The sequence below is a fragment of the Streptomyces sp. NPDC058221 genome (assembly GCF_042882365.1).
In the GTDB taxonomy this organism is placed as follows: Bacteria; Actinomycetota; Actinomycetes; order Streptomycetales; family Streptomycetaceae; genus Streptomyces.
The window spans coordinates 14964-40611 of sequence record NZ_JBHVWF010000066.1 but is presented as its reverse complement, the minus strand read 5'-3'; the positions used below and the strand labels follow the sequence as shown (position 1 = coordinate 40611).

General features: G+C 72.0%; 23 protein-coding genes. 3 read left to right on the top strand and 20 right to left on the bottom strand.

Translation table 11 applies throughout. From position 1 onward, the window contains the following. Positions 1-27: 27 nt before the first annotated feature. From ACFVW8_RS21540 to ACFVW8_RS21520, 5 genes are all read right to left on the bottom strand, one after another. Entirely contained in the window at positions 28-1533 is a 1506-nt protein-coding gene (locus ACFVW8_RS21540) for an MFS transporter (protein ID WP_389692322.1), read from the bottom strand. Between the two features lie 202 nt (positions 1534-1735). Further along, complete coding sequence (hsaA, locus tag ACFVW8_RS21535; protein ID WP_389692320.1) at positions 1736-2902, bottom strand: 3-hydroxy-9,10-secoandrosta-1,3,5(10)-triene-9,17-dione monooxygenase oxygenase subunit; 1167 nt, start codon at positions 2900-2902, stop codon at positions 1736-1738. 31 nt (positions 2903-2933) lie between these two features. Continuing rightward, the gene (locus ACFVW8_RS21530; RefSeq protein ID WP_389692318.1) at positions 2934-4517 is read right to left on the bottom strand and encodes a FadD3 family acyl-CoA ligase; all 1584 of its coding nucleotides are present in this window, start codon (positions 4515-4517) and stop codon (positions 2934-2936) included. 64 nt (positions 4518-4581) lie between these two features. Further along, positions 4582-5376: an SDR family NAD(P)-dependent oxidoreductase gene (locus ACFVW8_RS21525; RefSeq protein WP_389692316.1), complete on the bottom strand. Its 795-nt coding sequence runs from the start codon at positions 5374-5376 to the stop codon at positions 4582-4584. 106 nt (positions 5377-5482) lie between these two features. Then, entirely contained in the window at positions 5483-7048 is a 1566-nt protein-coding gene (locus tag ACFVW8_RS21520) for an FAD-dependent oxidoreductase (RefSeq protein ID WP_389692314.1), read from the bottom strand. Positions 7049-7223: 175 nt separating this feature from the next. Here ACFVW8_RS21520 and ACFVW8_RS21515 point away from each other — a divergent pair, with 175 nt between their 5' ends. Next, complete coding sequence (locus tag ACFVW8_RS21515) at positions 7224-7835, top strand: TetR family transcriptional regulator (protein WP_389692312.1); 612 nt, start codon at positions 7224-7226, stop codon at positions 7833-7835. A gap of 28 nt (positions 7836-7863) precedes the next feature. Here the strand turns inward: ACFVW8_RS21515 and ACFVW8_RS21510 are convergent, their stop codons facing one another. The 15 genes from ACFVW8_RS21510 to ACFVW8_RS21440 all read right to left on the bottom strand — a co-directional run bounded on the left by ACFVW8_RS21510 (position 7864) and on the right by ACFVW8_RS21440 (position 23965). Further along, a complete protein-coding gene (locus ACFVW8_RS21510) occupies positions 7864-8805 on the bottom strand; it encodes a 3-oxoacyl-ACP reductase (RefSeq protein WP_389692310.1) in 942 nt (313 codons plus the stop codon). Between the two features lie 170 nt (positions 8806-8975). Further along, entirely contained in the window at positions 8976-9764 is a 789-nt protein-coding gene (locus ACFVW8_RS21505; RefSeq protein ID WP_389692308.1) for a 2-keto-4-pentenoate hydratase, read from the bottom strand. After that, on the bottom strand, positions 9757-10629 hold the full coding sequence (locus ACFVW8_RS21500) for a MaoC/PaaZ C-terminal domain-containing protein (protein ID WP_389692307.1): 873 nt from the start codon (positions 10627-10629) through the stop codon (positions 9757-9759). The genes ACFVW8_RS21505 and ACFVW8_RS21500 overlap by 8 nt, the downstream gene beginning before the upstream one ends. Beyond that, complete coding sequence (locus tag ACFVW8_RS21495; RefSeq protein ID WP_389692305.1) at positions 10626-11807, bottom strand: lipid-transfer protein; 1182 nt, start codon at positions 11805-11807, stop codon at positions 10626-10628. Before ACFVW8_RS21495 ends, ACFVW8_RS21500 begins: the two co-directional genes overlap by 4 nt. After that, positions 11804-12250, bottom strand: a complete 447-nt coding sequence (locus ACFVW8_RS21490) for a MaoC family dehydratase (protein ID WP_389692303.1) — start codon at positions 12248-12250, stop codon at positions 11804-11806. Before ACFVW8_RS21490 ends, ACFVW8_RS21495 begins: the two co-directional genes overlap by 4 nt. Then, entirely contained in the window at positions 12247-13365 is a 1119-nt protein-coding gene (locus tag ACFVW8_RS21485; RefSeq protein ID WP_389692301.1) for an acyl-CoA dehydrogenase family protein, read from the bottom strand. The genes ACFVW8_RS21490 and ACFVW8_RS21485 overlap by 4 nt, the downstream gene beginning before the upstream one ends. Further along, complete coding sequence (locus tag ACFVW8_RS21480) at positions 13365-14360, bottom strand: bifunctional MaoC family dehydratase N-terminal/OB-fold nucleic acid binding domain-containing protein (RefSeq protein ID WP_389692299.1); 996 nt, start codon at positions 14358-14360, stop codon at positions 13365-13367. Before ACFVW8_RS21480 ends, ACFVW8_RS21485 begins: the two co-directional genes overlap by 1 nt. Further along, the gene (locus tag ACFVW8_RS21475; protein WP_389692297.1) at positions 14357-15523 is read right to left on the bottom strand and encodes an acyl-CoA dehydrogenase family protein; all 1167 of its coding nucleotides are present in this window, start codon (positions 15521-15523) and stop codon (positions 14357-14359) included. Before ACFVW8_RS21475 ends, ACFVW8_RS21480 begins: the two co-directional genes overlap by 4 nt. Positions 15524-15566: 43 nt before the next feature. Further along, positions 15567-17222 carry an AMP-binding protein gene (locus tag ACFVW8_RS21470; protein WP_389692295.1) on the bottom strand — a complete coding sequence of 552 codons (1656 nt, stop codon included), beginning with the start codon at positions 17220-17222 and terminating at the stop codon, positions 15567-15569. Between the two features lie 210 nt (positions 17223-17432). Beyond that, the gene (locus ACFVW8_RS21465; protein ID WP_389692293.1) at positions 17433-18194 is read right to left on the bottom strand and encodes an SDR family NAD(P)-dependent oxidoreductase; all 762 of its coding nucleotides are present in this window, start codon (positions 18192-18194) and stop codon (positions 17433-17435) included. 14 nt (positions 18195-18208) lie between these two features. Next, a complete protein-coding gene (locus ACFVW8_RS21460) occupies positions 18209-18856 on the bottom strand; it encodes a PaaI family thioesterase (protein WP_389692291.1) in 648 nt (215 codons plus the stop codon). Then, positions 18853-19743, bottom strand: a complete 891-nt coding sequence (locus tag ACFVW8_RS21455) for a MaoC/PaaZ C-terminal domain-containing protein (RefSeq protein ID WP_389692289.1) — start codon at positions 19741-19743, stop codon at positions 18853-18855. Before ACFVW8_RS21455 ends, ACFVW8_RS21460 begins: the two co-directional genes overlap by 4 nt. A 2-nt stretch (positions 19744-19745) precedes the next feature. Next, positions 19746-21932, bottom strand: coding sequence for an acyl-CoA dehydrogenase (locus ACFVW8_RS21450; protein WP_389692287.1), 2187 nt, complete (start codon positions 21930-21932; stop codon positions 19746-19748). 10 nt (positions 21933-21942) lie between these two features. After that, complete coding sequence (locus tag ACFVW8_RS21445; RefSeq protein WP_389692285.1) at positions 21943-23103, bottom strand: steroid 3-ketoacyl-CoA thiolase; 1161 nt, start codon at positions 23101-23103, stop codon at positions 21943-21945. Between the two features lie 118 nt (positions 23104-23221). After that, on the bottom strand, positions 23222-23965 hold the full coding sequence (locus ACFVW8_RS21440; RefSeq protein ID WP_389692283.1) for an SDR family NAD(P)-dependent oxidoreductase: 744 nt from the start codon (positions 23963-23965) through the stop codon (positions 23222-23224). A 215-nt stretch (positions 23966-24180) separates the two neighbouring features. Here ACFVW8_RS21440 and ACFVW8_RS21435 point away from each other — a divergent pair, with 215 nt between their 5' ends. Next, entirely contained in the window at positions 24181-25341 is a 1161-nt protein-coding gene (locus ACFVW8_RS21435; protein WP_389692281.1) for a Rieske 2Fe-2S domain-containing protein, read from the top strand. Positions 25342-25376: 35 nt separating this feature from the next. Then, positions 25377-25631: a ferredoxin gene (locus ACFVW8_RS21430; protein WP_389692279.1), complete on the top strand. Its 255-nt coding sequence runs from the start codon at positions 25377-25379 to the stop codon at positions 25629-25631. Positions 25632-25648 lie beyond the last annotated feature (17 nt).

The following is a 25648-nucleotide window of genomic DNA, read 5'->3' as shown; positions in this document are numbered from 1 at the left end:
CGCCGTACGGCGGGACGCCCGGCCGCCTCAGACGGCCGATCCCTTCACCGGGACGTCCGACCCGTCGCGGGCGGCCTCGGTCGCCCCGTCCTCGACGAGCCCTCCCCTGGCGGGCTCGCGGCCGTGCTTCATGCGCAGGGCGATCAGCAGACCGACCACGCCGACGATCGCGGCGACCACGTAGGCCTGGCTGTACGCGGCATCACCGAAGACGGCCGACGGCGAGCCGGACGGCGTCTCCCGGACATGCGCGGCCATGATCTCGCCGGTGATGGTGACGCTCAGTCCCGCGGCCAGCATCCCGATCATGCCGGCGACACTGTTGCCCGCGCCTCCCAGCCGTTCGGGCAGGGCGTCCTGCACCAGGTTGGAATTGGAGGAGTGGAGGAACCCGACCGCGCAACCGGCCGCGCAGCTCAGGAGGCCCACCTGCCACTGCACGGTGAGCAGCGTCGACGCGACGAGCATCACGCCCACGTACAGGACCCCGGACGTCATCAGGACCCGCCGGGCGCCGACCCGCTTCGCCAGGTAGCCGCCGAGAGGGCCCATGATCATGCCCATCAGCCCCATCGGCGCGGTCCACACCGCGAGCTCCAGCGCCGAGAGTCCGGAGCCGTAGGTGTTGCCCGGGACCTGCTCCGCCCGGAGCAGAATCGGGTTCATGTACGAGTGAGCGGTCATCATGTACGAGATCAGCCCGAACGCGAGCACGGTGCACACGAACGGCGCACCGGTCAGCACGCGTATGTCGACGAGCGGTTCGCTCACCCGGAGTTCCCGGATCGCGAAGGCCACCAGCAGTGCGACGCCGAGGCCCAAGAGCCCGAGCGTGGTACCCGAGGTCCAGCCCCAGCCGCTGCCCTCCCCGATGACGTAGATGATGACGGTGAGGGAGATGCCGAACAGCGCCGCGCCGGGGAGGTCCATCGAGGACTTCGTCCGCACAGCGCTCTCCGGCACCAGCCAGGCGTTCAGCGGCAGCAGCACACCCACGTAGATGATCATGAACCAGAACACGCTGCGGAAGCCGAAGGCGTCGATCAGCCAGCCGGCCGCGAAGGGACCCACGACCGCCCCCATCCCGACCCCGGTGGCGAGCGAGCCGAGCGCGATCGGGACGTACCTGCGCGGGATGACGTCGCGCACCAGGGCGTAGGAGATGCTCACCACGCCGACCAGGCCGCCCTGCAGGATCCGCCCGAGGATCAGCAGCGCGTAGACGTCCGTCGTCGCGCAGATGATGCCGCCCAGGATGAAGAGGCCGCCGAGGACCAGGATCGCCCTCTTCTTCCCGTACCGGTCGGCCACCTTGCCCGCCACCGGCAGGACCACCGCACCGGCGAGCGAGACCGACGACACCACCGCGGCGACGTTCGCCGTGCCGAAGTGCGTCGCGATCGCAGGCATCGCCGGGTACACCATCAAGATCTCGAACGTGGCGATCTCGGACAGCATGATGATCAACGCGCACACCACGATGATGCGCCTTGTGGGAAACACGCCCTTGGAAGGCGTCAAATCGAGTGCCATGCCAACCCCTGTCTTGACGGAAGAAGCAGACGACCGCGTGGGCCGCCGGGGACTGTCGGCGCGCTGTTCCTCGTACACCCTGCGCACACCGGGCGGGACACGGCTCCACGCATGGATACAGCCGGGACGGCATCCGGTTCGGGCAGAAGGGCCGTCGGTGGCCTCGCCGCACTCACGACATCGAGTTCCCCGCCGGGGCGCCTCAGACCAGGTTGTCCTCGACCGTCAGGCCGAAGGCACCGCGCCCGTACATGGCGAGGGCGCGTTCCACGTCGTTGGCGACGTGGACACTCCCCGCGTGGGCATCGCGCCAGGCGCGCTCGACGGGATTGCCGCGCCGCAGCGCGTTGCCGCCGGCGGTCTTGAAGAGGAGATCGATCGCGGCGACGGCCCGTTCGGTCCCCCGGACCTGGTCGCGGCGCGTACGCAGCCGCAGTTCCATGGGGATCTCCTTTCCGGCGACGGCGAGTTCGGACAGCTCGCGCATGTTCCGGTCCATCTGGAGCACGGTCGCGTCGATGTCGGAGGCGGCGCGCGCGATGGCGACCTGGGCGAACGGGTCCTCGGCGAAGCTGCCGCCGCCCAGGCTGAGCCGCACCCGCTCCTTCATGCGCGACACGTACGACGCATAGCCGCCGGAGACGGCCCCGAGCACCGGCGCGGTGACGGCACTGGTGAAGATCGCGCCGAACGGCAGCCGGTACAGGGGACCCGGGTTGACCTGCTGTCCCGGCACCTTCAGCTGCGCCTGCTCGTAGTTGCGGAGCACCCGGTGGGCCGGCACGAACGCGGACTCGATGACGATGTCGTTGCTGGCGGTTCCGCGCAGCCCGACCACGTCCCACATGTCCTCGATGCGGTAGTCGGTCCGGGGCACCAGGACGGTGAGGAAGTCCACCGGCCGTCCCTGCGCACCGACGACGAGTGCGCCGAGCAGTGCCCATGTGGCGTGCTCGCAGCCCGAGGAGAAGCTCCACCGGCCGGTGAGCTCGTAGCCCCCGTCGACGGGGGTGAGCCGGCCCACCGGGGCGTACGACGAGGAGATGCGGGTGTCCGGGTCGTCGCCCCACACGTCCTGCTGTGCCTGTTCGGGGAACAGGCCCAACTGCCAGGGGTGGACGCCCAGCACGGACGCCACCCAGCCCGTGGAGCAGCACACCGCGGAGATCTCCCGCACGACCCTGTAGAAGTCGACGGGGTCACCCTCCAGGCCCCCGAACCGGGCCGGTTGGAGCATCCGGAAGACACCGGCCCCCGCCAGCTCACGCACCGTGGCATCCGGGATGCGCCGCGCCTCGTCGGCGGCGGCCGCCCGCTTGCCGATGGCCGGCAGCAGACCGCGCACCGACTCCAGAACCTCGTTGTCCATCTGTGTCCGTACCTCCATGCCCCGGTCGGGCTCAGATCGTTCGCAGGGCGGACTTGTCCACCTTGCCGGTGGCGTTGCGCGGCAGTGTTCCGAGGACCACGACCTGGCGCGGGACCTTGAAGTTGGCCAGCCGCTCACGACAGTGGCCGATGAGTGCCTCGGGGTCGGGATCGGCGCCCGGACGCGGCGTGACGTAGGCGCGCCCGACCTCTCCGAGCCGTGCGTCGGGGATGCCCACCACGACGGACTCGGCTACGGCCTCGTGTCCGGCCAGCACCTGTTCGACCTCGGCCGGGTAGACGTTGAATCCGCCGACCACGAACATGTCCTTGAGCCGGCCGGTGATGACCAGGTTGCCGTGGGCGTCGAGATGGCCGACGTCCCCGGTGGCCAGCCACCCGTCCGCGTCGACGGCCTCGGAGTTCGCTGCCGGGTCGTCCATGTAGCCGAGCATCACGTTGTAGCCGCGTACCAGGATCTCGCCGTCCTGTCCGGTCGGCAGCGAGGCTCCGCCGGGCCCGCCCACCCGTACCTCGACACCGTCGATGGGGCGGCCCGAGGTCAGGGCGACGGTCTCGTCGTCGTCGGCGGTGGAGCACGCGGACACGGTGCCGCAGCTCTCGGTCAGTCCGTAGGCGGTGAGCACCTCGGGAAAGAGTTCGGCGCGCATCCGTCGGACCAGGGCGACCGGCACGACAGCTGATCCGGTGACCGCGAGCCGCAGGGAGGTCAGGTCGAAACGGTCCCGGCCGGGTGCGTCCAGCAGTTCGGTGTAGATCGTGGGCGGGCCTGGCAGGACGGTGATCCGTTCGGCCTCGACCGTGTGAAGCACCCGCTGTACGTCGAAGACCGGGTGCAGGATCATGGCCGCGCCCCGCAGCAGGCAGGCGAGTACCCCCGCCTTGTAGCCGAAGCAGTGGAACAGCGGATTGATGATCAGATAGCGGTCGTCGCCGGTCACACCGGTCCGGCTGCTCCAGGCCCGGTAGGTGGTGAGGTTTTGCCGGTGCGTGCTCAGAGCGCCCTTGGGGCGGCCGGTGGTGCCCGAGGTGAAGAGCAGGTCCGAGGGGTCGTCGGGATGCACGGCGGCAGCGCGGGCGGTGGCTTCCGCGTCGGGCACGTGAGCACCGTGCTGGAGGAATTCCTCCCAGGGCAGGCTCCCGGAGGAGGAGGTGGCGTCGAAGGTCACCACCCGCTCCAGCGGGGCCGGGGGGAGCGCCGCCCCTGCCTCGTCCCCGGTGGCCAGCATGGCGAGGTAGTCCTTGCCCAGGAAGCCGTTCTCGACGAACAACAGCCGTGCGCCACTGCGTTCCAGGAGCCAGCGCGCTTCGGCGCCCTTGTAGCGGGTGTTGACGGGAACGAGCACCGCACCTGCCGAGGTGGCGGCGAGCGCGGCGACCACCCAGTGGTGACTGTTGGGTGCCCACAGGGCGATCCGGTCGCCGGGCCGCGTGCCGAGGGCGATCAACGACTTCGCTGCCGAGTGGACCCGGTCGCGCAGCTGCGTCCAGGTCAGCCGGACGTCACCGTCCACGACCGCCTCCCGGTCGGGATGCCGGCCGGCGGCGAGACCGAGGGCGCCGGGGATCGTGAGGGGGTGCTCTGTCTCGCTCATCTGCTCTCCGGAAGAGTGCGGGCTGCGCTCAACACGCGCACGGTGGACGGCTGTCGATGCGGCGTCAGGAGGACGGCGGCAGCATCTTCCTGGACGCCTCGTGGGCGCCGAGGACCAGGTCGGCGCGGGGGAAACCACTGCGCTTCTCCGCAGCCGCCGCATTGCCGCCGGCGACCAGAACGGGGCCGTCGGCGAGGTGTTCCAGCCCCTCCCGGGCGACATCGTCCGGCTCCGCGACCCGAAGTCCGGGCAGGTCCATGCGCAGCCCGGCGCGCTCCATGGCGGGGGTCCGGGTCACGCCGAGGACGAGCTCCAGGACGTGCACTCCGTGCGGCCGGAGTTCCAGCCACAGCCCCTCGGCGAAGACCCGGCTGAAGGCCTTGGCCGCCGAGTAGACGCTGATCTGCGCCTGTCCGAGGTATCCGGAGAGCGAGCCGACGAGCATGATGCCGCCCCGGCCGCGTTCCTTCATCAGGGCGCCGAAGTGACGGGTGAGGGCGAGTTGCGCGGTGATGTTGAGATCCAGGACGCCCTGGACACGCGTCAGGTCGCCGGACACGAACTCGTGGCCGTAGCTGTTTGCTCCCGCGTTGAAGATCAGCAGGCCGACTTCGAGTCCGTCGGTGACCGCACGGACGGAGTCCAGGGCCCCGGGGTCGAGCAGGTCGAGTTCGAGTGTGCGGACCTCGACGCCCTTGGCGCGTACCTTCTCGGCGGTCTCGTTCAGGGGGCCCGGCTTGCGGGCGATGAGGAGCAGGTTGATCCCGGCGTCGGCGAGCTGGTGGGCGAACGAGGCGCCGACTCCCTCGGAACCTCCGGCGACGACCGCCCAGGGTCCATACGCGTTCTTGTCGATCATCGAGTACCTCTCTTGTCCTGGCCGCCGCGGTGCCGCGACCGTAGAGCGCTCCTGCGAGGGCACGTCCCGGGCATCCCACTGGCCGGGATGCCCGGGGCCGAACCGGTCAGCCGGCGTCGGCGGGCTGACCGGCCATGTGCCGGACGGCGAGTGAGGCGAAGACCATGGCGGTGCCTATGGGGACGCCGGGACCGGGGTACACGCGGCCGGTGAAGGACGCGCCGGTGTTCCCGGCGGCGTACAGACCGGTCAGCGGGCGGCCCTGCGTGTCCACGACGCGGGCGTCGGTGTCCGTGCGCAGGCCGCCCTTGGTGCCGAGGTCGGAGAGGACGAGGCGGGCCGCGTAGTACGGCGGCCGGTCGAGCGGGACCAGGCACGGGTTGGGCCCGGGGGCGCCCGTCCGGTCGGCGAAGAACAGGTCGTACGGGTCCTCGCCGCGGTGGTGGTCCTCGTCGGTGCCACCGGCCGCGAAGCCGTTGAAGCGGCCGACGGTCTCCGCGAGAGTGTCGGCCGGCACGCCGATGAGCCGCGCGAGCTCCGGGAGTGAGTCCGCCCGTACCCAGGTGCCGGCGGCCAGGCCGTCCGCGGGGTCGACGGGAGGAACCGTGATGGCGGGCAGGGCGCCGCCCCCGCGCGAGTCGAACACCAGGTGGATGGGCGAGTCCGCTCGCTGGGCGGCGGCGATAGCACGCCCCATGCGGTCGTACGGCAGTGACTCGTTGGCGAACCGGCGCCCGGAGCCGTCCACCATCAGGCCGCCGCGCAGCCCCAGGGTGAACGCGGCCGAACCGTCCGGCAGTTCGGTCCCCGGGCACCACCAGGCCTCGTCCATGAGGCCGGTGCCGGCACCGGCCTCGACAGCGGCACGCAGCAGTTCACCGGTGTTGGTACCGCGCGGCGCCATGCTCCAGGCCACGCTGCCGGGCACCCCGTGCTCGGCGCGCAGGGGGCCGTCGCCCTCGAAGCCGCCCGCTGCCAGCAGCACCCCGCGCCGGGCCCGCACCCGGACCGTGCCGTGCGGGGTCTGTGCCTCGACGCCGGTGATCCGGCCGTCCTCGGTGACGAGTCCGGTGACGTGGTGCTCGGTGCGGATGTGCGCGTTGCCGGTGCGGGTGGCCGCGAGGAGCAGGCGGCCGATCAGGGCGCGGCCCGCGGTCAGCGGTGCGCCGGCGGGGTGGCCCTGACCCGCGCGGTCCCGGTCGACCGCCGGACGCACCAGGGGCAGGAGCTCGCCGAGCAGCTCCGGCTCCAGGTCCAGCGGGACGAACGAGCGGCCGGCGTCCATGCGGCCGGGGGCAGCGACGTAGTCGGGGAAGGCGCGCCACTCGAACTCGATCGCCGGGTCGCCTTCGAGCCGGGCCACCAGTTCCGGTGCGTGCCGCAGGAAGGCGTCCCTGCGGGGCGCTTCGGCGTCGCCGGTGAGAGCTCGCAGATAGGCGTCGGCCGCTTCGGTGGAGTCGCCGAGCCCGGCGCGTTCCTGCACCTGGGTGCCGGGCAGCCAGCAGGCGGCTCCGGAGTAGGCGGAGGTGCCGCCGAGCAACGCCGTCCGTTCCAGTACGACGGTGTCCAGGCCGTCGTCCGCGGCCATCAGGGCCCCGGTCATCGCTCCCGCCCCGGATCCGACGACGATCACGTCGTGGGTGGCGTCCCAGTCCTGCCGGCCGTCCCGCATGTGTGGCCCCTCCTGCCGCTCGGTGGTGTGCGGCCTCAGCAGACCCTTCCCGGGCGAGTGCCGGCGGGGCCGGTCCCGCTGAGTGGTACGGCGGGACGAGCGCGCCTGACGCGGGGCCGGGCCCGGCGTATTGTCTGTGCAGCTGTAGACGCCACCGAGCTGCGGGAGAGAGAGCGTGCCCAGAATCGCCGAGGCCAGGGCCGGGGCCGAGCCCAGTTCCCCCCGGCAGCGCGCACGCCGTCAGAGCATCCTGAAGGTGGCGGCGGACGCCGCCGCCTCGACAGGTCTTGAGCGGGTGCAGATGCAGGAGGTCGCCAAGTCCGCAGGCGTGGCGATCGCCACCCTGTACCGGTACTTCCCGTCGAAGACCCATCTGTTCACCGCTTTGATGGCCGACCAGATCGAGGGGTTCGCGGCACGGGTGCCCGAGCGTCCGGCGGGCACTTCGCCCGAGGACGCCGTGTTCGAGACGCTGGGCAGCGCCACACGCAATCTGCTGCGCCGGCCGGCCCTCGCCACGGCGATGATCCAGTCGGCGAACGCCGCCCGCGCCTCCACCGTCCCCGACCTGGCGCGGATCGACTCGGGCTTCCTCGACCTGCTGCTGCGGGCCTGGGGTGTGCAGGAGGCCACGGACCACCACATCACCCGTCTGCGGCTGCTGATCCTGCTCTGGTACGGCGTGCTGCAGTCGCGGCTCAACGAGCGGCTCACGCCTCAGGAGGCGGATGCCGACCTGCGGTTGGCCTGCCACCTGCTGCTCGCCCCGGGGCCGGACGCCGGCTGAGCCTTCGCCGGCCGGGGCTGCGCATCGTTCACCGAGCCTGCTGCGTACCCGTCGTGTCGAGTCCGGCGATGCTGTAGGCGGCGTAGGTCCGGTGCGGGTCACGGCCGCGGAAGTACGTCGTCAGCTGCTCGTCGAGCTCGGCCGGGGTGAAGGTGCCGTCGGCGGCGGTGAACTTCTGTTCCACGGTGGGCGGGGCGAGCAGGGCGACCATGTCGCCGTACACGACGAAGACCTGCCCGTTGATCTCGTCGGCGGCCGGTGAGGCCAGGTGCCCGACGAGGGTGGCGACGCGCTCCGGGGCCATGATGTCCAGGCCGCCCGGCGCGGTCGCGCCCTCGCCGAAGGCTTCGGCGGTCATGGCGGTGCGGGCTCGGGGGCAGATCGCGTTGGCGCGTACGCCGTAGCGGGCCAGGCCCTGCGAGGTGGCCAGGGTCAGCGCGGTGATGCCGGCCTTGGCGGCTGAGTAGTTCGGCTGGCCGGGGGCCCCGAAGAGGAAGGCCTCCGACGAGGTGTTGATCACGCGGCCGTAGACCGGGGCACCGGACGTCTTGCTCGCTGCGCGCCAGTGCACGGCCGCGGCGCGGGAGACCGCGGCGTGCCCCTTGAGGTGGATGCGCAGGACGTCGTCCCAGTCGGGCTCGGTGAGGTTGAACAGCATCTTGTCGCGGAGGACGCCCGCGTTGTTGACGACGATGTCCAGGCTGCCGAAGCTCTCCACGGCGGCCTGGACCAGCCGGTCGCCCATGGACCAGTCGCCGACGTCACCGGTCACCGCGACCGCTCCCGTACCGAGGGCCTTGATCTCGGCGGCCACGTCGTCGGCCGCCGGGCCGATGTCGTTGACCACCACGTCGGCGCCGAGCGCCGCGAGTGCCAGTGCCTCGGCGCGGCCGAGCCCCGCCCCCGCACCGGTGACGACGGCGGTGCGCCCCTGAAGGGTCTTCACCGAGGGGGTGTGCGTCGCGCTCATGCTGCCTCATTCCGTGTTCCGTCGATCCGCTGGATATGCGGGCGCACCCCGGGAATCCACCGCCGGGGTGCGCCACACACGAAACTAGTATTGATTTCAGTTCTTGGCCGGGTGGTGTCCCGTTGAGTGGACGAAGCCTTGTCCGGTTGAGTGGATGAAGGCTTGTCCGTTCAGTGGACGAAGCCGACGGAGACGGACCCGAGCCCCTCGAACTCGGCCCGGTAGCTCTCCCCCGGCTTCACGTCGACCGCCTTCGTGCACGACCCCGGCAGGATCACGTGTCCGGCCTCCAGCCGCACCCCGAAGGACGCGACCTTGCGGGCCAGCCAGGCGACGGCCTCGGTGGGATCGCCGAGCACCGCGCTGGTGTTGCCCCGGGCGATCTCCTCGCCCTCCCGGTACAGGACGGCCTCGATGTCGGCCGGGTTCAGATCGCCCGGCCGCACCCGGGCGGAGCCGAGGATCACCCCGGCGGACGAGGCGTTGTCGGCGATGGTGTCGGCGAGGCCGATCCGCCAGTCCAAGATCCGGCTGTCGATGAGTTCGAGGCTCGGGACGATGTACTCGGTGGCCGCGAGGACATCCTCGGTGGTGCACCCCTCCCCCGGCAGGCTCCGGCCGAGTACGTAGCCGATCTCGACCTCGATCCGCGGGTAGCAGTAGCGGCCGGCCTCGACCGGGGTCTCCTGGGGCAGCACCATGTCGGAGAGCAGATGGCCGTAGTCCGGCTCGTCGACGCCCATCATCTGCTGCATGACCTTCGAGGACAGGCCGACCTTGTGCCCGCGGACGGTGCGGCCCTCCGCCAGTTGCCGGCGGATGTTGATCAGCTGGATCTCGTAGGCGTCGGCCGCGCCGATGGCCGGCCAGGTGGTGGCGAGCGGCTCCACCGGGCTGCGGTCGCTCTGGGCGGCCCACAGCACCGCGGCGGCCTCGGCGCGCTGGGCAGCATCAAGCATCGGGAGTCTCCGTCCGGTCGGGGGTGGTGGTACGGAAGCGGGCCCGGCCGCCGGTGAGCACCGCGCGGCCGTCCTCCGCCGTCGCCTCGAAGCGCACGGCACGGCCGCCGGGGGTGTCGTAGCCCGGGCTGTCGTGGCCAGGAGTGTCGTCCCAGCCGGTCAGGCCGAGCCGGTCGCCGGGGAACGCCGGTGCCGCGAACCGGGCATCCAGTTCCGCCAGTTCGGCCGGGTGCGCGCCGAGCGCGTCGGCCAGCGGCAGCAGGCTCGCGGCGAGCGTGCACAGCCCGTGCAGGAACGGCCGGTCCATCCCGGCGGCGTTCGCCGCTTCCGGGTCGATGTGCATGGCGTGCCGGTCGCCGAGCAGCCGGTAGAAGGCCGCCTGCCGGGCGTGCGTGGCCACGGTCAGGGCGTGTTCGGCCGGCCGGCCCGGGCGTCGCGGGGCGGACGCGCCGCGTTCGCCGCCGAAGCCCCCGCAGCCGGGCGCGAAGATCGACCAGGTGGCCGTGAAGTGCGTACAGGACACCTCGACGTCGAAGACGGCGGCGGCGCCCTTGTCCCGGACGGCGGAGACCCGCGCTGTGGTGTCCAGTTCACCGGACGGCCCCAACGGGCGGTGTACGAGGAGGCGTTGACTGCCGTGCACCGCTGTGGTGGTGTCGAAGGCGCCGAGCGCGCCGAGGGCGTCGGGCGCCCACTGGGCCAGGGTCAGCCCGAAGGTGGGCAGCACCCGCAGCCGCTCCTCGTACACGAGGTCGAGCCGGTCGGCGGGGGCGCCGACCGCTAGCGCGTAAAGGATCGCGTCCCGCTCGGTCCAGGAGACGGTACGGGTGCCGAGTCCGCGGCCCTCCCACGGGGATGCGGTCATCGGTCGGCTCCCAGGATCAGTCCGCTGGTGGGCACTCCGGTGCCGGCCGTGACCATGACGTGGTCGGCCCTGTCCGGCTGGTTCACCGAGGTGCCGCGGACCAGCCTGACCCCCTCGGCGATGCCGTTCATGCCGTGCAGATACGCCTCACCGAGCTGCCCGCCGTGGGTGTTGAAGGGCAGCCGGCCACCGAGCTCCAGGTGGCCGTCGGCGATGAAGTCCTTGGCCTCGCCGGGCTTGCAGAAGCCCAGTTCCTCCAGTTGCGGGAGGACCAGCGGGGTGAAGTGGTCGTAGAGCACGGCCGCGTCGATGTCGTCGGGGCCGAGTCCGCTCTGCGCGTACAGCTGCCGTCCCACCACACCCATTTCCGGGATACCGGTGATCGTCGGACGGTAGTAGCTGGTCATCATGTGCTGGTCGGCCGCGAGCCCCTGGGCCGCCGAGCGGATGACGGCGGGCGGGTGCGGCAGGTAGCGGGCGCGTTCGGCGGAGACGATCACCAGGGCCTGGCCGCCGTCGGTCTCCTGGCAGCAGTCCAGCAACCGCAGCGGTTCGGCGATCCAGCGGGAGTCGCGGTGGTCGTCGAGCGTGATGGGGCGGCCGTGGAACCATGCGGCCGGGTTGTTCGCCGCGTGCTTGCGGTCCACCACGGCCACGCGACCGAAGTCGTCGGTGGTGGCGCCGTACTCGTGCAGATAGCGGCGGGCGAACATGGCCACCCACTGAGCGGGCGTGCTCAGCCCGAAGGGCGTCATCCAGGCATACGCCGCCCGGTCGGCGGTCGTGTCCATGGGGCGGGCGGCCTGCCCGAGCCCGTAGCGCTCGCCGGAGCGCTCGTTGAACGCCCGGTAGCAGACGACCACATCGGCGACCCCGGTCGCCACGGCCATGGCGGCCTGCTGCACGGTGGCGCAGCCGGCTCCACCGCCGTACCCGATGCGGGAGAAGAACGTGAGGTCGCCCATTCCGGTGTTGCGGGCGACATGGTTCTCGGCATTGGTCTCCGCGGTGAAGGTGACCAGCCCGTCCACGTCGGACGGTCGCAGACCCGCGTCCGCGAGGGCGGCGAGCACGGCCTCGCAGGCGAGCTGGAGTTCGCTGCGCCCTGAGTTCTTGGAGAACTCGGTGGCTCCGATGCCGGCCACGGCCGCGGCCCCGGACAGCGCGACGGCGCTCATCGCTCCTCCCCCGGCAGCTGCACCGAGACGCTCCCGGTGACATGGGCACCGAGGCTGTTGGCACCCCGGACCGTGATCTCGACGCGGCGGTCCGCGTCCGACTTCGCCGTCACCGTGCCGGTGAGCACCATCGTGTCGCCGGGGTGGTTGGGTACGCCGAGCCTGATCCGGATGGCCTTGACGACACAGGCGGGTCCGGCCCAGCCGGTGACGTACCGGTCGACGAGGCCGTTGCTGGTCAGGATGTTCATGAAGATGTCCTTGGAGCCGCGTTCCCGGGCCAGTTCGGGGTCGTGGTGGACGTCCTGGTAGTCCCGGCTCGCGAGGGCGGTGGCGACGATCAGGGTGCGGGTGACCGGGATCGGCAGCTCGGGGAGTACGTCGCCGACGGCCACGGAGTCATAGGTGCGGGACAGCGGGAGGGTGCCGGGCGCCGTGGTCATGAGGCCACCGCCGGGCCGGTCAGCAGGGCCCCGAGGCGTTCCAGGTCCGCGCCCGCACCGCCCAGGGTGGTGGAGATCTGCTTGCCCCACAGGAAGTGGCGGTGCACCGGATAGTCGGTGTCGACGCCGATGCCCCCGTGCACGTGCTGGACCCGGTGCACGGTGTTCAGGCCCCCTTCGGTGGCCCACCACTTGGCGACCGTCGCGGCCCGGTCGGCGCTTCCTGCGTCGAAGGGCTCCGCCAGGGCGTCCACGGCCTGCCAGAGGGTGACCCGCATCGCCTCGATGTCGATGTAGCAGTCGGCGAGCTGGTGCTGAACGGCCTGGAAGGTGGCGAGGGGGCGGCCGAACTGCTCGCGCTCGCGCAGGTGCCCGGCCGCGTGGGCGAGCGCCCCGTCCGCCACACCGGTCTGGACGGCGGCCAGAGCGACGAAGGCGGTGCGCACGAGGTGCGCGGCGGCGCCGTCGCCCGGTGTGCCGACGGGCTCGGCCGGGGCGTCGTGCAGGGTGAGGTGGGCACTCATGTCGTGGCTGGTGGTCTCCGCGTACTCCCAGCTCACGCCCGAGGCGCCCGAGGCGACGAGGAAGAGGCCGGGCCCCGACTCGGTCGCGGCGGTCACGAGGACGTGCCCGGCTCCGGCGGGCGCGGGCACCACAGCCTTGACCCCGCTGACGCGCCATCCCGGACCGTCAGCGACCGCGAGCGTGCGGGGCGCCAGGGGCTCGGCGGGACCGAACTCCTCCAGGGCGACGGTCAGCCGCCCGGAGCCGTCCGTCAGGCCGGGCAGCAGCCGCGACCGCTGCGCCCCGCTGCCGTGCCCGGCCACGGTGAGCGCGCCGGTCAGCGCCGGCCACAGCGGCACTGGGGCCACGCGCCGGCCCTGTTCCTCCAGAAGGACGCAGAGCCCGGCCATGCCGAGGCCCGCCCCGCCGTCCTGTTCGGGCAGGACGGCGGCGAGCAGCCCGGCCGTGGCGAGGTCCGCCCACAGCTGTTCGTCGACGCGGCTCGCCGAGGTCTCGACCTCACGCAGCCGCTCGGAGGTGACGCGGTCGGTGAGGATCTCGCGGGCCAGGTCACGGACCGCTTCGAGCTCTTCTCCCAGGGAGAAATCCATCAGGGCGCCTCCGTCGGGGCGGGCCGGAACACCGGCAGGGTCAGTTCGGGGTCGGCGTCGAGCCAGTCGAGGACCACGGCCATGCCGATGGTCACGTCGTCGGGGGCGACACCGGTCAGGTTGGTGACGATCCGGGTGCCTTCGGCGAGTTCGACGACGGCGACCAGGTACGGCGATTCGAAGGCCGGGTGCCGAGGGTGGTGGTTCACGACGAAGCTGTACACCTGGCCGTGGCCGGCGGCCTCGACGGTGTCCCACTCCAGCGAGCCGCACTCGGGGCAGCACGGCCCCGGTGGGTGACGCAGCAGGGAGCAGGAGGCGCAGCGCTGGATGAGCAGCCGGTGCTGCCCCGCCCCCTCGAAGAAGAAGGCGTTGTCGCGGTTGACGGCAGGGCGCGGGCGGAGGGCGGGGGCGGGAGCCTTTGCCGGTGCGGCAGCCGCCGTTGGTGCCTTTTCGGGCGCGGGCCGGAATCTCAGGGTGCGCCACCGCTGGGTGGCGACCGTCTCGCCCTGCCCGTCGGTGTAGGTCTTGAGTGTGGTGACGAACCGTCCGGTCCCCAGGCCCGTCTTCTTCTCCGCCGAGACCGACTCGACGCTCTCGTGAACGGCTATGTGGTCGCCCGGGACCAGCTCCCGCAGGAAGGTGAACTCCGAGTCGGTCGCCACCACGGAGGTGTAGCCGCCCTCGTCGAGCAGCGCGACGAGCTCGTCGTAGCCGGTCGCGCCGCCCTCCGGCGGGGCGACCGTGGCCGCGTATCCGCGCATCGTCCACGCCTGGACCATCGACGCGGGCGCCACCACCCCCTCGCGGCCGGTGGCGCGGGCGGCTTCGGCGTCGGTGTACACCGGGTTGGTGTCCCCCATCGCCTCGGCCCAGTGCCGGATCATCGGCTGGTTGACGGGGTCCTGCGCCGGGGTGGGGTCCCGCAGTGCGCGCCCGGTGAAGGCCTGGAGCCGTTCCTCGTAACCCGGTTGAAGTCCTGAAACCCCGGTCATGCGCCACGCCCCTTGCGCGGCAGCCCGAGTCCCTGGGTCGCGACCATGTCGCGCAGGATCTCGTTGACCCCTCCGCCGAAGGTGTTCACGATGCCCTGCCGGGACAGCTGTTCGACCTGGCCGGCGAGGACGGCGCCCGGCGACTCGGGCCGGATGCGGCCCGCGGCACCGAGGATCTGGCTCAGCCCTCGCTGGACGGCGATGTGGGTCTCGGTGCCGTACGCCTTCGCGGCGCCCGCGTCGGCGCCGGTCAGTGTGTCGCCGGCGACAGCGGCGGTCATCTTCCAGTTCATCAGCCGCATCGCCTCCAGCCGGGCGTACGTACGCGCGAACTCCTGCCGCACCCACGGGATGTCGGCCGTGCCGTTCTCCCGGGCCCAGTCCAGGACCCGTTCCCACAGCTGGATCATGCGGCCGCCGAGGGCGGCGAGGCCGATGCGTTCGTGGTTCAGCTGGGCCGTGATCAGCCGCCAGCCGCCGTCCACCTCGCCGATCACGTCGGCGGCCGGGACGCGCACCCCGCTGTAGTACGTGGCGGTGACCCTCATGCCGCCGACGGTACGGATGGGGCTCCAGGAGAAGCCGTCGTCGGCGGTGGGCACGATCAGGATGGAGATGCCCTTGTGCTTGGGGGCGTCCGGATCGGTTCGGGCGGCGAGCCACACGTAGTCGGCGGTGTTGGCGCCGCTGGTGAAGATCTTGTTGCCGTCGACGACATAGCTGTCGCCGTCCCGGACCGCGCGGGTGGTGAGCGAGGCGAGGTCGGTGCCGGCCCCCGGCTCGGTGTAGCCGATCGCGAAGACGATGTCGCCGGAGAGGATGCCGGGCAGGAACCGCTTCCGGTGCTCCTCGGTGCCGTACGCCATCAGGGTCGGGCCGACGGTGTTGACCGTGACGAACGGGAAAGGCAGGCCCGCCCGTTGGACCTCGTCGAAGAAGACGTACTGGTCCTCGACCGACCGGCCCTGGCCGCCGTACTCGGTGGGCCAGCCGATACCCAGCCAGCCGTCGGAGCCGAGTCTCTTGACGACCTCACGGAAGCGGTCGCCGCCCACGCCCTCCTCGCCGACGCGACGGCGTTCGTCCTCGGGCATCAGGCCCGCGAAGTACGCCCGCAGTTCCCGCCGCAGCTCCTGGTGCGCGGCGCTCTCGCGCAGTTGCATGTGTGGTTCTCCTCGCTCGGTGCCGGCCGGACCTGACGTCGCTTCAGGGAAGAAAGCGTGCTCGTCCGTTGGCCTGGAACTCGCCGCGCAGCGCGGCCTTTTCCTCGTCGGTCATCGGCGTGTACGCGGGTTTGCCCCGGCCGGCCCAGCGGTAGACCGGGTCGCCGGTGCGCCAGCCGTCCAGTTGCATCTCCTTCTTGCGCAACTTGCCGGAGGCGGTGGTCGGCAGCGCGTGCGAGACCCGGACGAAGCGGGGTGCACCCTTGGTGCCCAGGTCCTCCTGACGGTCCAGGAAGCCGGGCAGGTCCATGTCCTCGAAGCGGGTGCCGGCGGCTATCTCGACGGCGGCCATGACCTGGTCGCCGGAGCGCGGATCGGGCACGCCGAAGACTCCCGCGGCGATGACGCCGTGGTGCCTGCGCAGGATGCGTTCGGTGAGCAGGGCGGAGATGTTCTCGCCGTCGACGCGTATCCAGTCGCCGGAGCGGCCGGCGAAGTAGAAGAAGCCGGCCTCGTCCACGTATCCGAGGTCACCCGTCCAGTACCAGCCGTGCCGGACGCGTTCGGCGTTCGCCGCCTCGTTGTTGTAGTAGCCCTCGAAACGGGCGGCGCCCTCGGTGTCGACGATCTCCCCGATGGCCTCCTCCGGATTGCGCACCCGGCCGTAGGAGTCGAGCACGGCGGGCGGGCAGGTGGTCCGTTCCGTGGGGTGCACGATGCGAACGCCGTCCCGTGCCGGCCTGCCGAGCGCGCCCGTGGGCGCGCCGGACACCCGTTTGAGCATGCCCGCGCCCTCGCTGGAGCCGTAGCCCTCGACGAGGCGGCAGCCGAAGCGGTCCAGGAAGCGGGCGGCGTCCTCGGGCGAGGCCTCGGTCCCGAAGCCGTGGGTGAGCCGGTTGCCGGCGTCACCGGGGGCCTCGGGGCGGGCCAGGATGTAGCCGATCGCCTTGCCGACGTACGTGAAGTAGGTGGCGCCGAAGTAGGTGACATCGGGCAGGAACCCGGAGGCGGAGAACCTGCGGGTGAGGGCGATCGTGGAGCCCGCGGAGAGTGCGGGCGCCCACAGGGCCATCAGCGCGTTGCCGTGGAACAGCGGCATCGGGCAGTAGCAGATGTCCTCGCGGGAGATGTCGTACTTGGCGCTGTTGGTGGCGCCGAGCGCGGCGAGCCGGCCCTGCGAGCAGATCGCCGCCTTCGACACGCCGGTGGTGCCCGAGGTCAGGAGCAGCAGCATCCGGGTGGTGGCGGTGACGTCCGGGTCCGGCACTGGCTTGCGGTCGTACCGGACGACCCGGTCCGGGTAGTCCGGTGCGTCGACGACGAGGAAGCGGTCCGCTTCCACGCCGATGTCCAGTCCGTCGAGCAGGGCGGCGCCCGCCCGGTCGGTGACGATCACCTGGCAGTCGGTGTGCCGCACCTCCCGCTCCAGTTCGGCGCCCCGGCGGGTGGGGTTGATACCGACGACGGTCGCGCCCGCGAGGGCGGCGGCGCCCAGCCAGAAGACGTACTCGGGTTCGTTGTCGAGGAGTACGCCGATGTGGAACGGTCCTTCGGTGCGCAGTTCCCGGGCCCAGGCGGCGCGGGCCGCGCTCTCCTCGACCACCTCCCGCCAGGTCCAGGACCGGTCACGGGTCAGCAGGCCCGGGTGGTCGTCCCCGGCCCGGGCGAGCAGCTGGTCGGCAATCGTCTTGTGTGGCAACGTCGGTCCCTCTCACCCGGTGGCCGGGTCTGCCGGTGTCCGTACGGGGGCGGGTCGCGCGGCACGTCCGTGACGGTGGCGGCGCTTCCCGTGATGGCCTCGGCGCGTGTCGTGGTGACGGTGGCGCCCGGCGTGGCGACGCTAGCGGTGGGCGGGACGGCCCGGACCGGACCGTCCCGCTGACCGGGAGGGGCCCACCGGCAGGCCGTGTCAGCCGAAGTTGGCCTGGCCGCCGTCGAGGGGCACCGTCGCGCCCGTCAGGTAGCGGGCGTCCGGCCCGCACAGCATGGCCACGGCCCGCCCGATGTCCTGCTCGCAGTCGCCCACGTACCCGAGCGGGATGGACGCGCAGAATGCGGCGGCCTCCTCCGGGTGGGCGGCCTGCCAGCCCGCGTAGGCCGGCGAGACGGCGTGCGGGGCGATCGTGTTGACCCGGATGCCGTCGCGGCCCCATTCGTTGGCGGCGGTCCTGGTCAGGGAGCGCAGCGCGGACTTGGCCGCCGCGTACGCCCCGTACGTACTCAGGTCCCAGCGGACCATGGCGGACGTGACCAGGTTGATGACGGAGCCGCCGCCGTCGCGCCTCAGGTACGGGTGCGCGGCCTTCATGAAGGCGAACGCCGCGAACGGGGCGCTGTTGAAGCCCCGTTGGAACTCCTCGTCGCTCAGCGAGAGGAGCGGTCCGTAGCATCCGGAGTAGGCGTTGTTGACCAGGATGTCGATGGAGCCGAAGCGCTCGGCGACGTCCTCCACCACGGAGGGGATCCGGTCGGTGTCGAGGACGTCGAGGACGAACGGCTCGGCTTCCACTCCCCGTTCGCGCAGCAGCTCACAGGTCGTTTCCAGCTTCGCCGCGGTCCGCCCGACGGCGGCCACCGAGACCCCGTCGGACGCGAGGGCCAGTGCGATGCCCTGACCTACGCCCTGGCCCGCACCGGTGATGACCGCGACCTTGCCTTCCAGGTGGCCCATCACTCCGCCCTCCGTCAACTCGGCCTGGGTAGTTGCTTGTTGATGAACAGGCCCTCGGCGGTGACACAGACGCGTCCGCCGACCCGGATCTCGCCGACCGTGCGGATCCGCGAACCGTCCACCGAGATCTGGCGTCCGGTGACCGTCAGCGGCTCGAACAGCGGGGTGGGCCGCAGATAGCGCAGAGTCAGCTCCGCGGTCATGCCGGAGGGGCCGCCCCAGTGGTTGGCCACACCCAGCGTGTGGTCGAGGAGCAGCGCCGATATCCCGCCGTGCACATGGCCGGGCGGGCCCTGGTAGGGCAGGTCGAGCGTGACGACGCCTTCGATGGAACCGTCGTCCTTGCCGTGAAGGTGCAGGGGCGGTGCCAGGGCGTTCTGCGGGCCGGTGACGGGGTCGTACCGGGTGACGCCCTCGCCCTGCCACATCTCGACGAGACGTTGTTGCGTGGGGAGCGCCTTTTCGGCCAGCCCGTCCGCGACGGCGTCGAGTCGGGCGGCGATCTCCTCCATGTCGGCGCCGGTTGCGTCGCCCGCGCGCAGCAGGGCCGTGACCACCCGGCGGGCGGCGGCGACGGCCGCGTCGACCCCGTCCTTGTTCGCTTCCGCGCTCAAGCGGGGGCCGGTGGCCGGTGCGGTGTTCTCGTCGCAGGGGCTGCTCATGCCGTCACCGTCGCCGTGGCGTGGGTGAGCACGGGCGCACCGTCGCGCTCGGGACAGGCGGCGTGCAGCACGAGCTGCTCCGTACCGTCGGCGGCCGCCTCCTGGCGCCATACGGAGGTGGCGAGCGACTCGCCGGGGACGAGCGGTCCGGCGAAGCGCACGGTGAGTCCGGTGAGCCGGGTGACGTCGCCGTCGAGCAGGCCGTCGACGAGCGCCTTGCAGACCAGCCCGTAGGAGGCGAGCCCGTGCAGGATCGGCCGGTCGAAGCCGGCCGCCCGCGCGAAGGCCGGGTCGGCGTGCAGCGGGTTGAGGTCGCCGTTGAGCCGGTACCACAGGGCCTGCTGGGGGGTGGTGGCGGACGTGAGCACAGTGTCGGCGGGACGGTCCGGTGCCACCCACTCCTCCCCCGGACCCGGCTCTCCGCCGAAGCCGCCCTCGCCGCGGGCCCAGATGCGGGTGGTGGAGGTCCACAGCGGTTCGCCGTCGGCGTCCGTGGCCGCGGACTCCAGGACGATGAGGGCGGCCTTGCCCTTGTCCCAGACCTCCGCGACACGTGAGCTGAGCGTGGCGGTGCCCGATGCCGGCAGGGGACGGTGGATCTGGAGGCCCTGGCCGGCGTGGAGGACAGCCCGCAGGTCGATGTCGATGCCGGGCAGATGGAAGCCCGGCGGGGCCGCCTCACCCGCCGAGATTCCGGAGCCGGCCACCATGGCGAAGGTGGGCAGCACGCCGAGGGCGTTCTCGTAGGTCAGGTGCAGCTCGGGCCCGGTGGCCGCGTCGGCTCCCGCGCCCAGGCTGAGGTGGTAGAGAAGCACGTCGCGGGTGGTCCAGTGGATCTCTTGGACCGATGGATCCGCGGTCAGCGCCTTGTCGCGGTCGATGGGCATGGTCAGCCTTTCTCGGTGGGCTGGGGATCACGGGGCAGGCCGAGCATGCGCTCGCCGATGATGTTCAGCTGGACCTCCGTCGTACCGCCCGCGATGGACAGGCAGCGGGCGTTGAGGAACTGCCAGGTGGCGTCGAGGCGTTCACCCTCGCCGGTGAGGGCTGCGGAGCCCTGCCAGTCCATGCAGGTCTCCCAGACCCGCTGCTGGTGTTCGACGCCGAGCAGTTTGGCGACGGACGCCTCGGCGCCGGGCTGCTGTCCGGAGACGCTGCGCAGGGTGGTGCGCAGGGCGAGGACGCCGCCGGTCTGGGCGTCGCAGAGGTGGCCGCCGAGCGTGGTGAGCTGTTCGTCGTCGAGGCCGTCCGATGCGGCGGCGATCTCCAGCAGGGCCTCGGCGCCGGAGCCGATCGAGTCGTGTGAGAGGGCGACGCGTTCGTTGGCGAGCGTGGTCCGGGCGAGCTTCCAGCCGGCGCCCGGCGCCCCGACGAGCAGGGCGTCGGGGACGAAGACCTCGTCGAGGAAGACCTCGTTGAACTCGGCGTCCCCGGTGATCTGCCGCAGCGGCCGGATGTCGATCCCGGGGCTCGCCATGTCGAGGAGGAAGTAGGAGATGCCCTTGTGCTTGGGCGCGTCGGCATCCGTGCGGGCGAGCAGGACGCCCCAGTGGGCATCGCGGGCCATGGACGTCCACACCTTCTGCCCGGTGATGCGCCAGCCGCCGTCCACCTTCTCGGCGCGCGTGGTGAGCCCGGCGAGGTCGGAGCCCGCGCCCGGTTCGCTGAACAGCTGGCACCAGCGGATGTCGCCGCGCAGGCTCGGCGCGAGGAAGCGCTCCTGCTGGGCGGGGTCGCCGTGGGCTATGAGCGTGGGGACGACCCAGCCGCCGATGATCATGTCGACGGGGGTGAGGTCCGCGGCCTCGAGCTCCTGGGCGATGACGAGCTGGTCCACCGGGCCTGCGCCCTTGCCCCAGGGGGCCGGCAGGTGCGGTGCGGTGTAGCCGTGGTCGGCGAGGTGAGTGAGGCGGTCCTTGCCGTCCAGGGCGGCGGCTGCCCGCAGTTCGGCGCCGATGTCCGTGCGTACGGCTTCGGCCTCGGCCGGCAGCTCGACGCTCAGGGTGCGGCGGGCGCCGTCCAGGGTGAGGCGGGCGACGCGGCGGCGCCAGGCCGCGGCCGGGCCGAGGGCGATCCGCAGGGTCTGGGCACGGCGCAGTGCGAGGTGCGCGTCGTGCTCCCAGGTGAAGCCGATGCCGCCGAGCACCTGGATACAGTCCTTGGCGACGGAGAACGCGGCGTCGACGCCGACCGCTCCGGCGACCGCGGCGGCCAGGGACGCCTCCGTCCGGTCCACGACGTCGTGCGCGCGGGCGGCGTCCCAGGCGCAGGCGCGGGCCTGTTCGGCCTGGGCGAGCATGCGTGCGCAGCGGTGCTTGACGCCCTGGAACTGGCCGATGCGGCGGCCGAACTGCTCCCGCACCCGGGCGTATTGCGCGGCGGTCGTCACGCAGCGGTCGGCGAGCCCGGCGGCCTCGGCGGCGAACAGCGTCGCGGCGAGGTCCAGGGGCGTGCGCGGGTCGAGGTCCAGCAGATCGGTGGCGGGGACCGGCACCGACCGCACGGTCACCCGGGACGAGCGCCGGGTCAGGTCGTGGCTGCGGACGTCGGTGGTGTCCACGGCGGCGCGGGGCAGCACCAGCCAGGTGATCCGGCCGCCGTCGGAGGCGGGCAGCACGAACACGTCGGCGAGGTGTCCGCCGATCACGAGTTCCGAGGTGCCGGTGACCGTGACCGTGCCGTCAGCGGCGCGGGCCAGGGCGAGGGTTCCGGGGGCGAGCCCCACCGCCCCGAGGGTGGTGCCGGCGGCGAGCGGGGAGAGACAGGTCCGGTGTCCGGCGGCGTGCAGGACGGCCGAGGCGAGGGTCGTCGGCAGGAACGGGCCCGGGGCCGTGGCCCGTCCCAGCTCCTCGGTGACGACGGCGAGTTCGACGAGTCCGTACCCGGCTCCGCCGTCCTCCTCCGGCAGGTGCAGCCCGAGCAGGCCCTGTCCGGCGAGGCCGCTCCAGTGGGCGGGGAGGGTCTCCTTGTCGGCGTCGGCCGCCGCACGGAGGGTGTCATCGGTGATGTGCCGTGTCGCGAAGGCGCGGACGGCGTCGCGCAGGTCCAGGTGTTCCCGGGTGAGTCCGATGGTCATGGCGCGCCCCTCAGATGCGTTCGATGACGGTGGCGGTCGCGTGCGCTCCGCCGGCACACATGGTGATCAGCGCGGTGGACTTGCCCGTGCGCTCCAGTTCGTACAGCGCCTGGGTGATGAGCCGGGCACCGGTGGAGCCGACGGCGTGACCGAGCGCGATGGCGCCGCCGTTGACGTTGACCTTGTCCATGTCCGCCTTGTGGACCTGCGCCCAGGACAGGACCACGGAGGCGAAGGCCTCGTTGATCTCGACGAGGTCGATGTCGCCGAGGGTCATCCCTGCGGTACGCAGGACCCGTTCGGTCGCGGCGACGGGTCCGTCGAGGTGGTAGTACGGGTCGGAGCCGACCATGGTGGAGGCCACGATCCGGGCGCGGGGGCGCAGCCCTTCGCGGGCGGCGCGCTCCCGGCTCATGAGCAGGACGGCGGCGGCGCCGTCGCTGATCTGGGAGGAGTTCCCCGCGGTGTGGATGCCGTCGGGGAGTACGGGCCGCAGGGTGGCCAGCGCCTCGGGGGTGGTGTCGCGCAGGCCCTGGTCACGGCAGACGAGAGCAGTCTCGCCGGTGGGCCCCTCGGGGCCGATGACGGGGGCCACGACGTCGACGATCTGGCCGTCGAAGCGTCCCTCGGCCCAGGCGCGGGCCGCCTTCTGCTGGGAGGCGAGGCCGAGGGCGTCCGCGTCGGCCCGGGTGATGCCCCGGTTGCGGGCGATGCGTTCGGCGGCGGTGAACTGGTCGGGCATGTCCAGCTCCCAGCCCTCCGGCGCCGGGGAGCCGTTGCCGGGAGTGAGCGCGGCGCCGAGGAAGACGCGGCTCATGGACTCGACGCCGCAGCCGATGCCGGTCTCGATGGCGCCGGAGGCGATCAGGCCCGCGACGAGGTGCACGGCCTGCTGCGACGAGCCGCAGGCGCAGTCGATCGAGGTACAGGCGGTGGTGTACGGCAGTCCGGCGTACAGCCAGGCGTTGCGCGTGACGTTGTTGGACTGCTCGCCGGCCTGGGTGACACACCCTCCGATGACCTGCTCCACGGTGTCGGGGGCAAGGCCGGCCCGCTCCAGCAGGCCCTTCTGGGCGAGCCCGAGAAGCTCTGCCGGGTGGAGTCCGGACAGCACACCGCGGCGCCGGCCGACCGGTGTCCGCGCGGCTTCGACGATGACGGCCTCGGTCATGGCTCTCCCAAAGGTGTGAGGGGCCCGGGGGTCCGGGACACTGAGAGACCAAAACTAGAATTCGTTCTCGAAACAATCAAGGGTCAGTCCCGCTCAGTGGCCTCACGCACCCCGGACGTCAGATGTGGGACCCGCCGTCGGCCCGCAGCTCGGCTCCGGTGAGGTAGCCCGCGTCCCGCGACGCCGCGAAGGCGATCACCCCGGCGATCTGCTCGGGCCGCGCGGCGCCGAACGGGGCGCGGATCCGCGCGTAGTATGAGGCGTCGAGGTCCGGCGGCAGCACGTGCGGCCCGACCAGGGGCGTGGCGACAGAACCGGGCGACACGGGCACGACCCGGATGCCCCGGTGCGCGACCTCGGCGGCCAGGGACAGCGTGAAGCCGAGGACCGCCCCCTTGGACGCGGCGTACGCGCTCATGTACGGGTTCCCGTGTGCCGCCGCCGACGACGCCACGTTGACGATGACCCCGGAGCCGTCCGGAAGATGGCGCAGCGCCTCCCGGCAGAACAGAGCCGTCCCCACCGTGTTGACCGCGAAGAGCCGCTCCATGTCGGCCACCGTCAGCCGGTCGATCGGCGTCGTCCGGTGGATCCCCGCGACGTTGACCAGGACGTCGATGCCACCGAGGCCCTCGGCGGCGGCCCGTACGCATCCGACCACCGCATCCTCGTCCGAGACGTCGGCGACGTGGGTCACGATCCGCCCCGGCCCGGCCGCCGCCGCGGTCTCCGCCAGGCCGTCGTGCGACAGGTCGACGCCGAACACGGCCGCCCCCTCGGACACCAGGCGCAGCGCCGTGGCCCGCCCGATGCCCGAGCCCGCCCCGGTGAGCAGGACCTTCACGCCGTCGAATCGATTCATCAAGGGCTCCTTCGCCATGTCTTCCGGTGGACGAACCGGCGACCGTACGCACGGCCGACCGCACCGCGAAACCTCAGTCCCACCGACCGGGACCGGCCCTCGACGGGCCTCCGGGGGCCGGTTCCGGTCAGTGGGACTCCCCCGGCCGGGCGCCTGCCTCCGGGCCTACCGTCCGGGAACCTGGAAACCATGCGTCCTTAAGGGGATGAGAGAACGTGAGCGCAGTCGAGTCAGCACCCGACGACGTCAGGGCCATCGAAGCCGCAGCGGCACCCACACGCTTCGCGCGCGGCTGGCACTGCCTGGGCCTCGCGGAGAAGTACAAGGACGGCAAGCCCCATTCGGTGCAGGCGTTCGGCCAGAAGCTCGTGGTCTTCCAGGCCGGGAACGGCACACTCAGCGTGCTGGACGCCTACTGCCGGCACATGGGCGGGGACCTCTCACAGGGCAGCGTCAAGGGCGACGAGGTCGCCTGTCCGTTCCACGACTGGCGCTGGGGCGGTGACGGCCGCTGCAAGCAGATCCCGTACTCCAGGCGGGTGCCGCTACGCGCCCGCACGGCATCCTGGCCTACGCTGGACCAGGACGGCATGCTCTTCGTCTGGAACGACCCGGAGGGCAATCCCCCGCCCGCGGACGTGACCGTCCCCCGGATCGAGGGCGCCACGAGCGACGAGTGGACCGACTGGCTCTGGTACGAGACGACCATCGACGCCAACTGCCGCGAAGTCGTCGACAACGTCGTGGACATGGCCCACTTCTTCTACGTCCACTACTCGTTCCCCACGTTCTTCAAGAACGTCTTCGAGGGCCACACCGCCACCCAGCACATGCAGGCGACCGGCCGCCCCGACGCCCGCCCCCAGGAACAGGGCGACAAGCCCAGGACCACCGGCAGCAACTCGATCGCCGCGTACCACGGCCCGTCGTTCATGATCGACGACCTGACGTACCAGTTCGAAGCCGGCGACCAGCAGGTAGTTCTGATCAACTGTCACTACCCGGTCGACGCCAACCGGTTCGTGCTGCAGTACGGCATCGTCGTGAAGCGCTCGCCGTCGATGGAGGGAAGCCAGGCCGACGATCTCGCCGCGGGAATGGCCCAGTTCATCAAGCTCGGCTTCGAGCAGGATGTCGAGATCTGGCAGAGCAAGGCACGGATCGACAACCCCCTGCTCTGCGAGGAGGACGGCCCGGTCTATCAACTGCGGCGCTGGTACGAGCAGTTCTACGTGGATGTGGCCGATGTGAAGCCGGAGATGACCGACCGCTTCGAGTTCGAGCTGGACACCACGCGGCCCGTCGAGGCGTGGCAGAAGGAGGTCGACGCCAACCTCGCCCGCAAGGCTGCCGCCGCCGAGGGCAGGCCGGTCTGATGCGGGCCGACAACCGGCTCACAGACAGCGCACCCATGCGGCCCCTGGCGTGCGACCGGTGCGCAGCGCGGGTGCTCGTACGCAAGAGCAGCTGGCAGCAGACGAGTGTCCAGTGGGACCGCCGGGCGATGGCCCTCTGCGCGGAGCGCGACCGGGCCGACGGGTCCGGCGCGGCCTTCGAGGGCTGCGGATCGCTGCGGGAGACGATCCGTGAGGCCGCGGTGCGGGGCACGGTCGAGCTCGTGGGCGACCACGCGGACGGGCCGGCGCCCGGCGGCCGACCCCTCTGAAGCACGTCGAAGGAGGC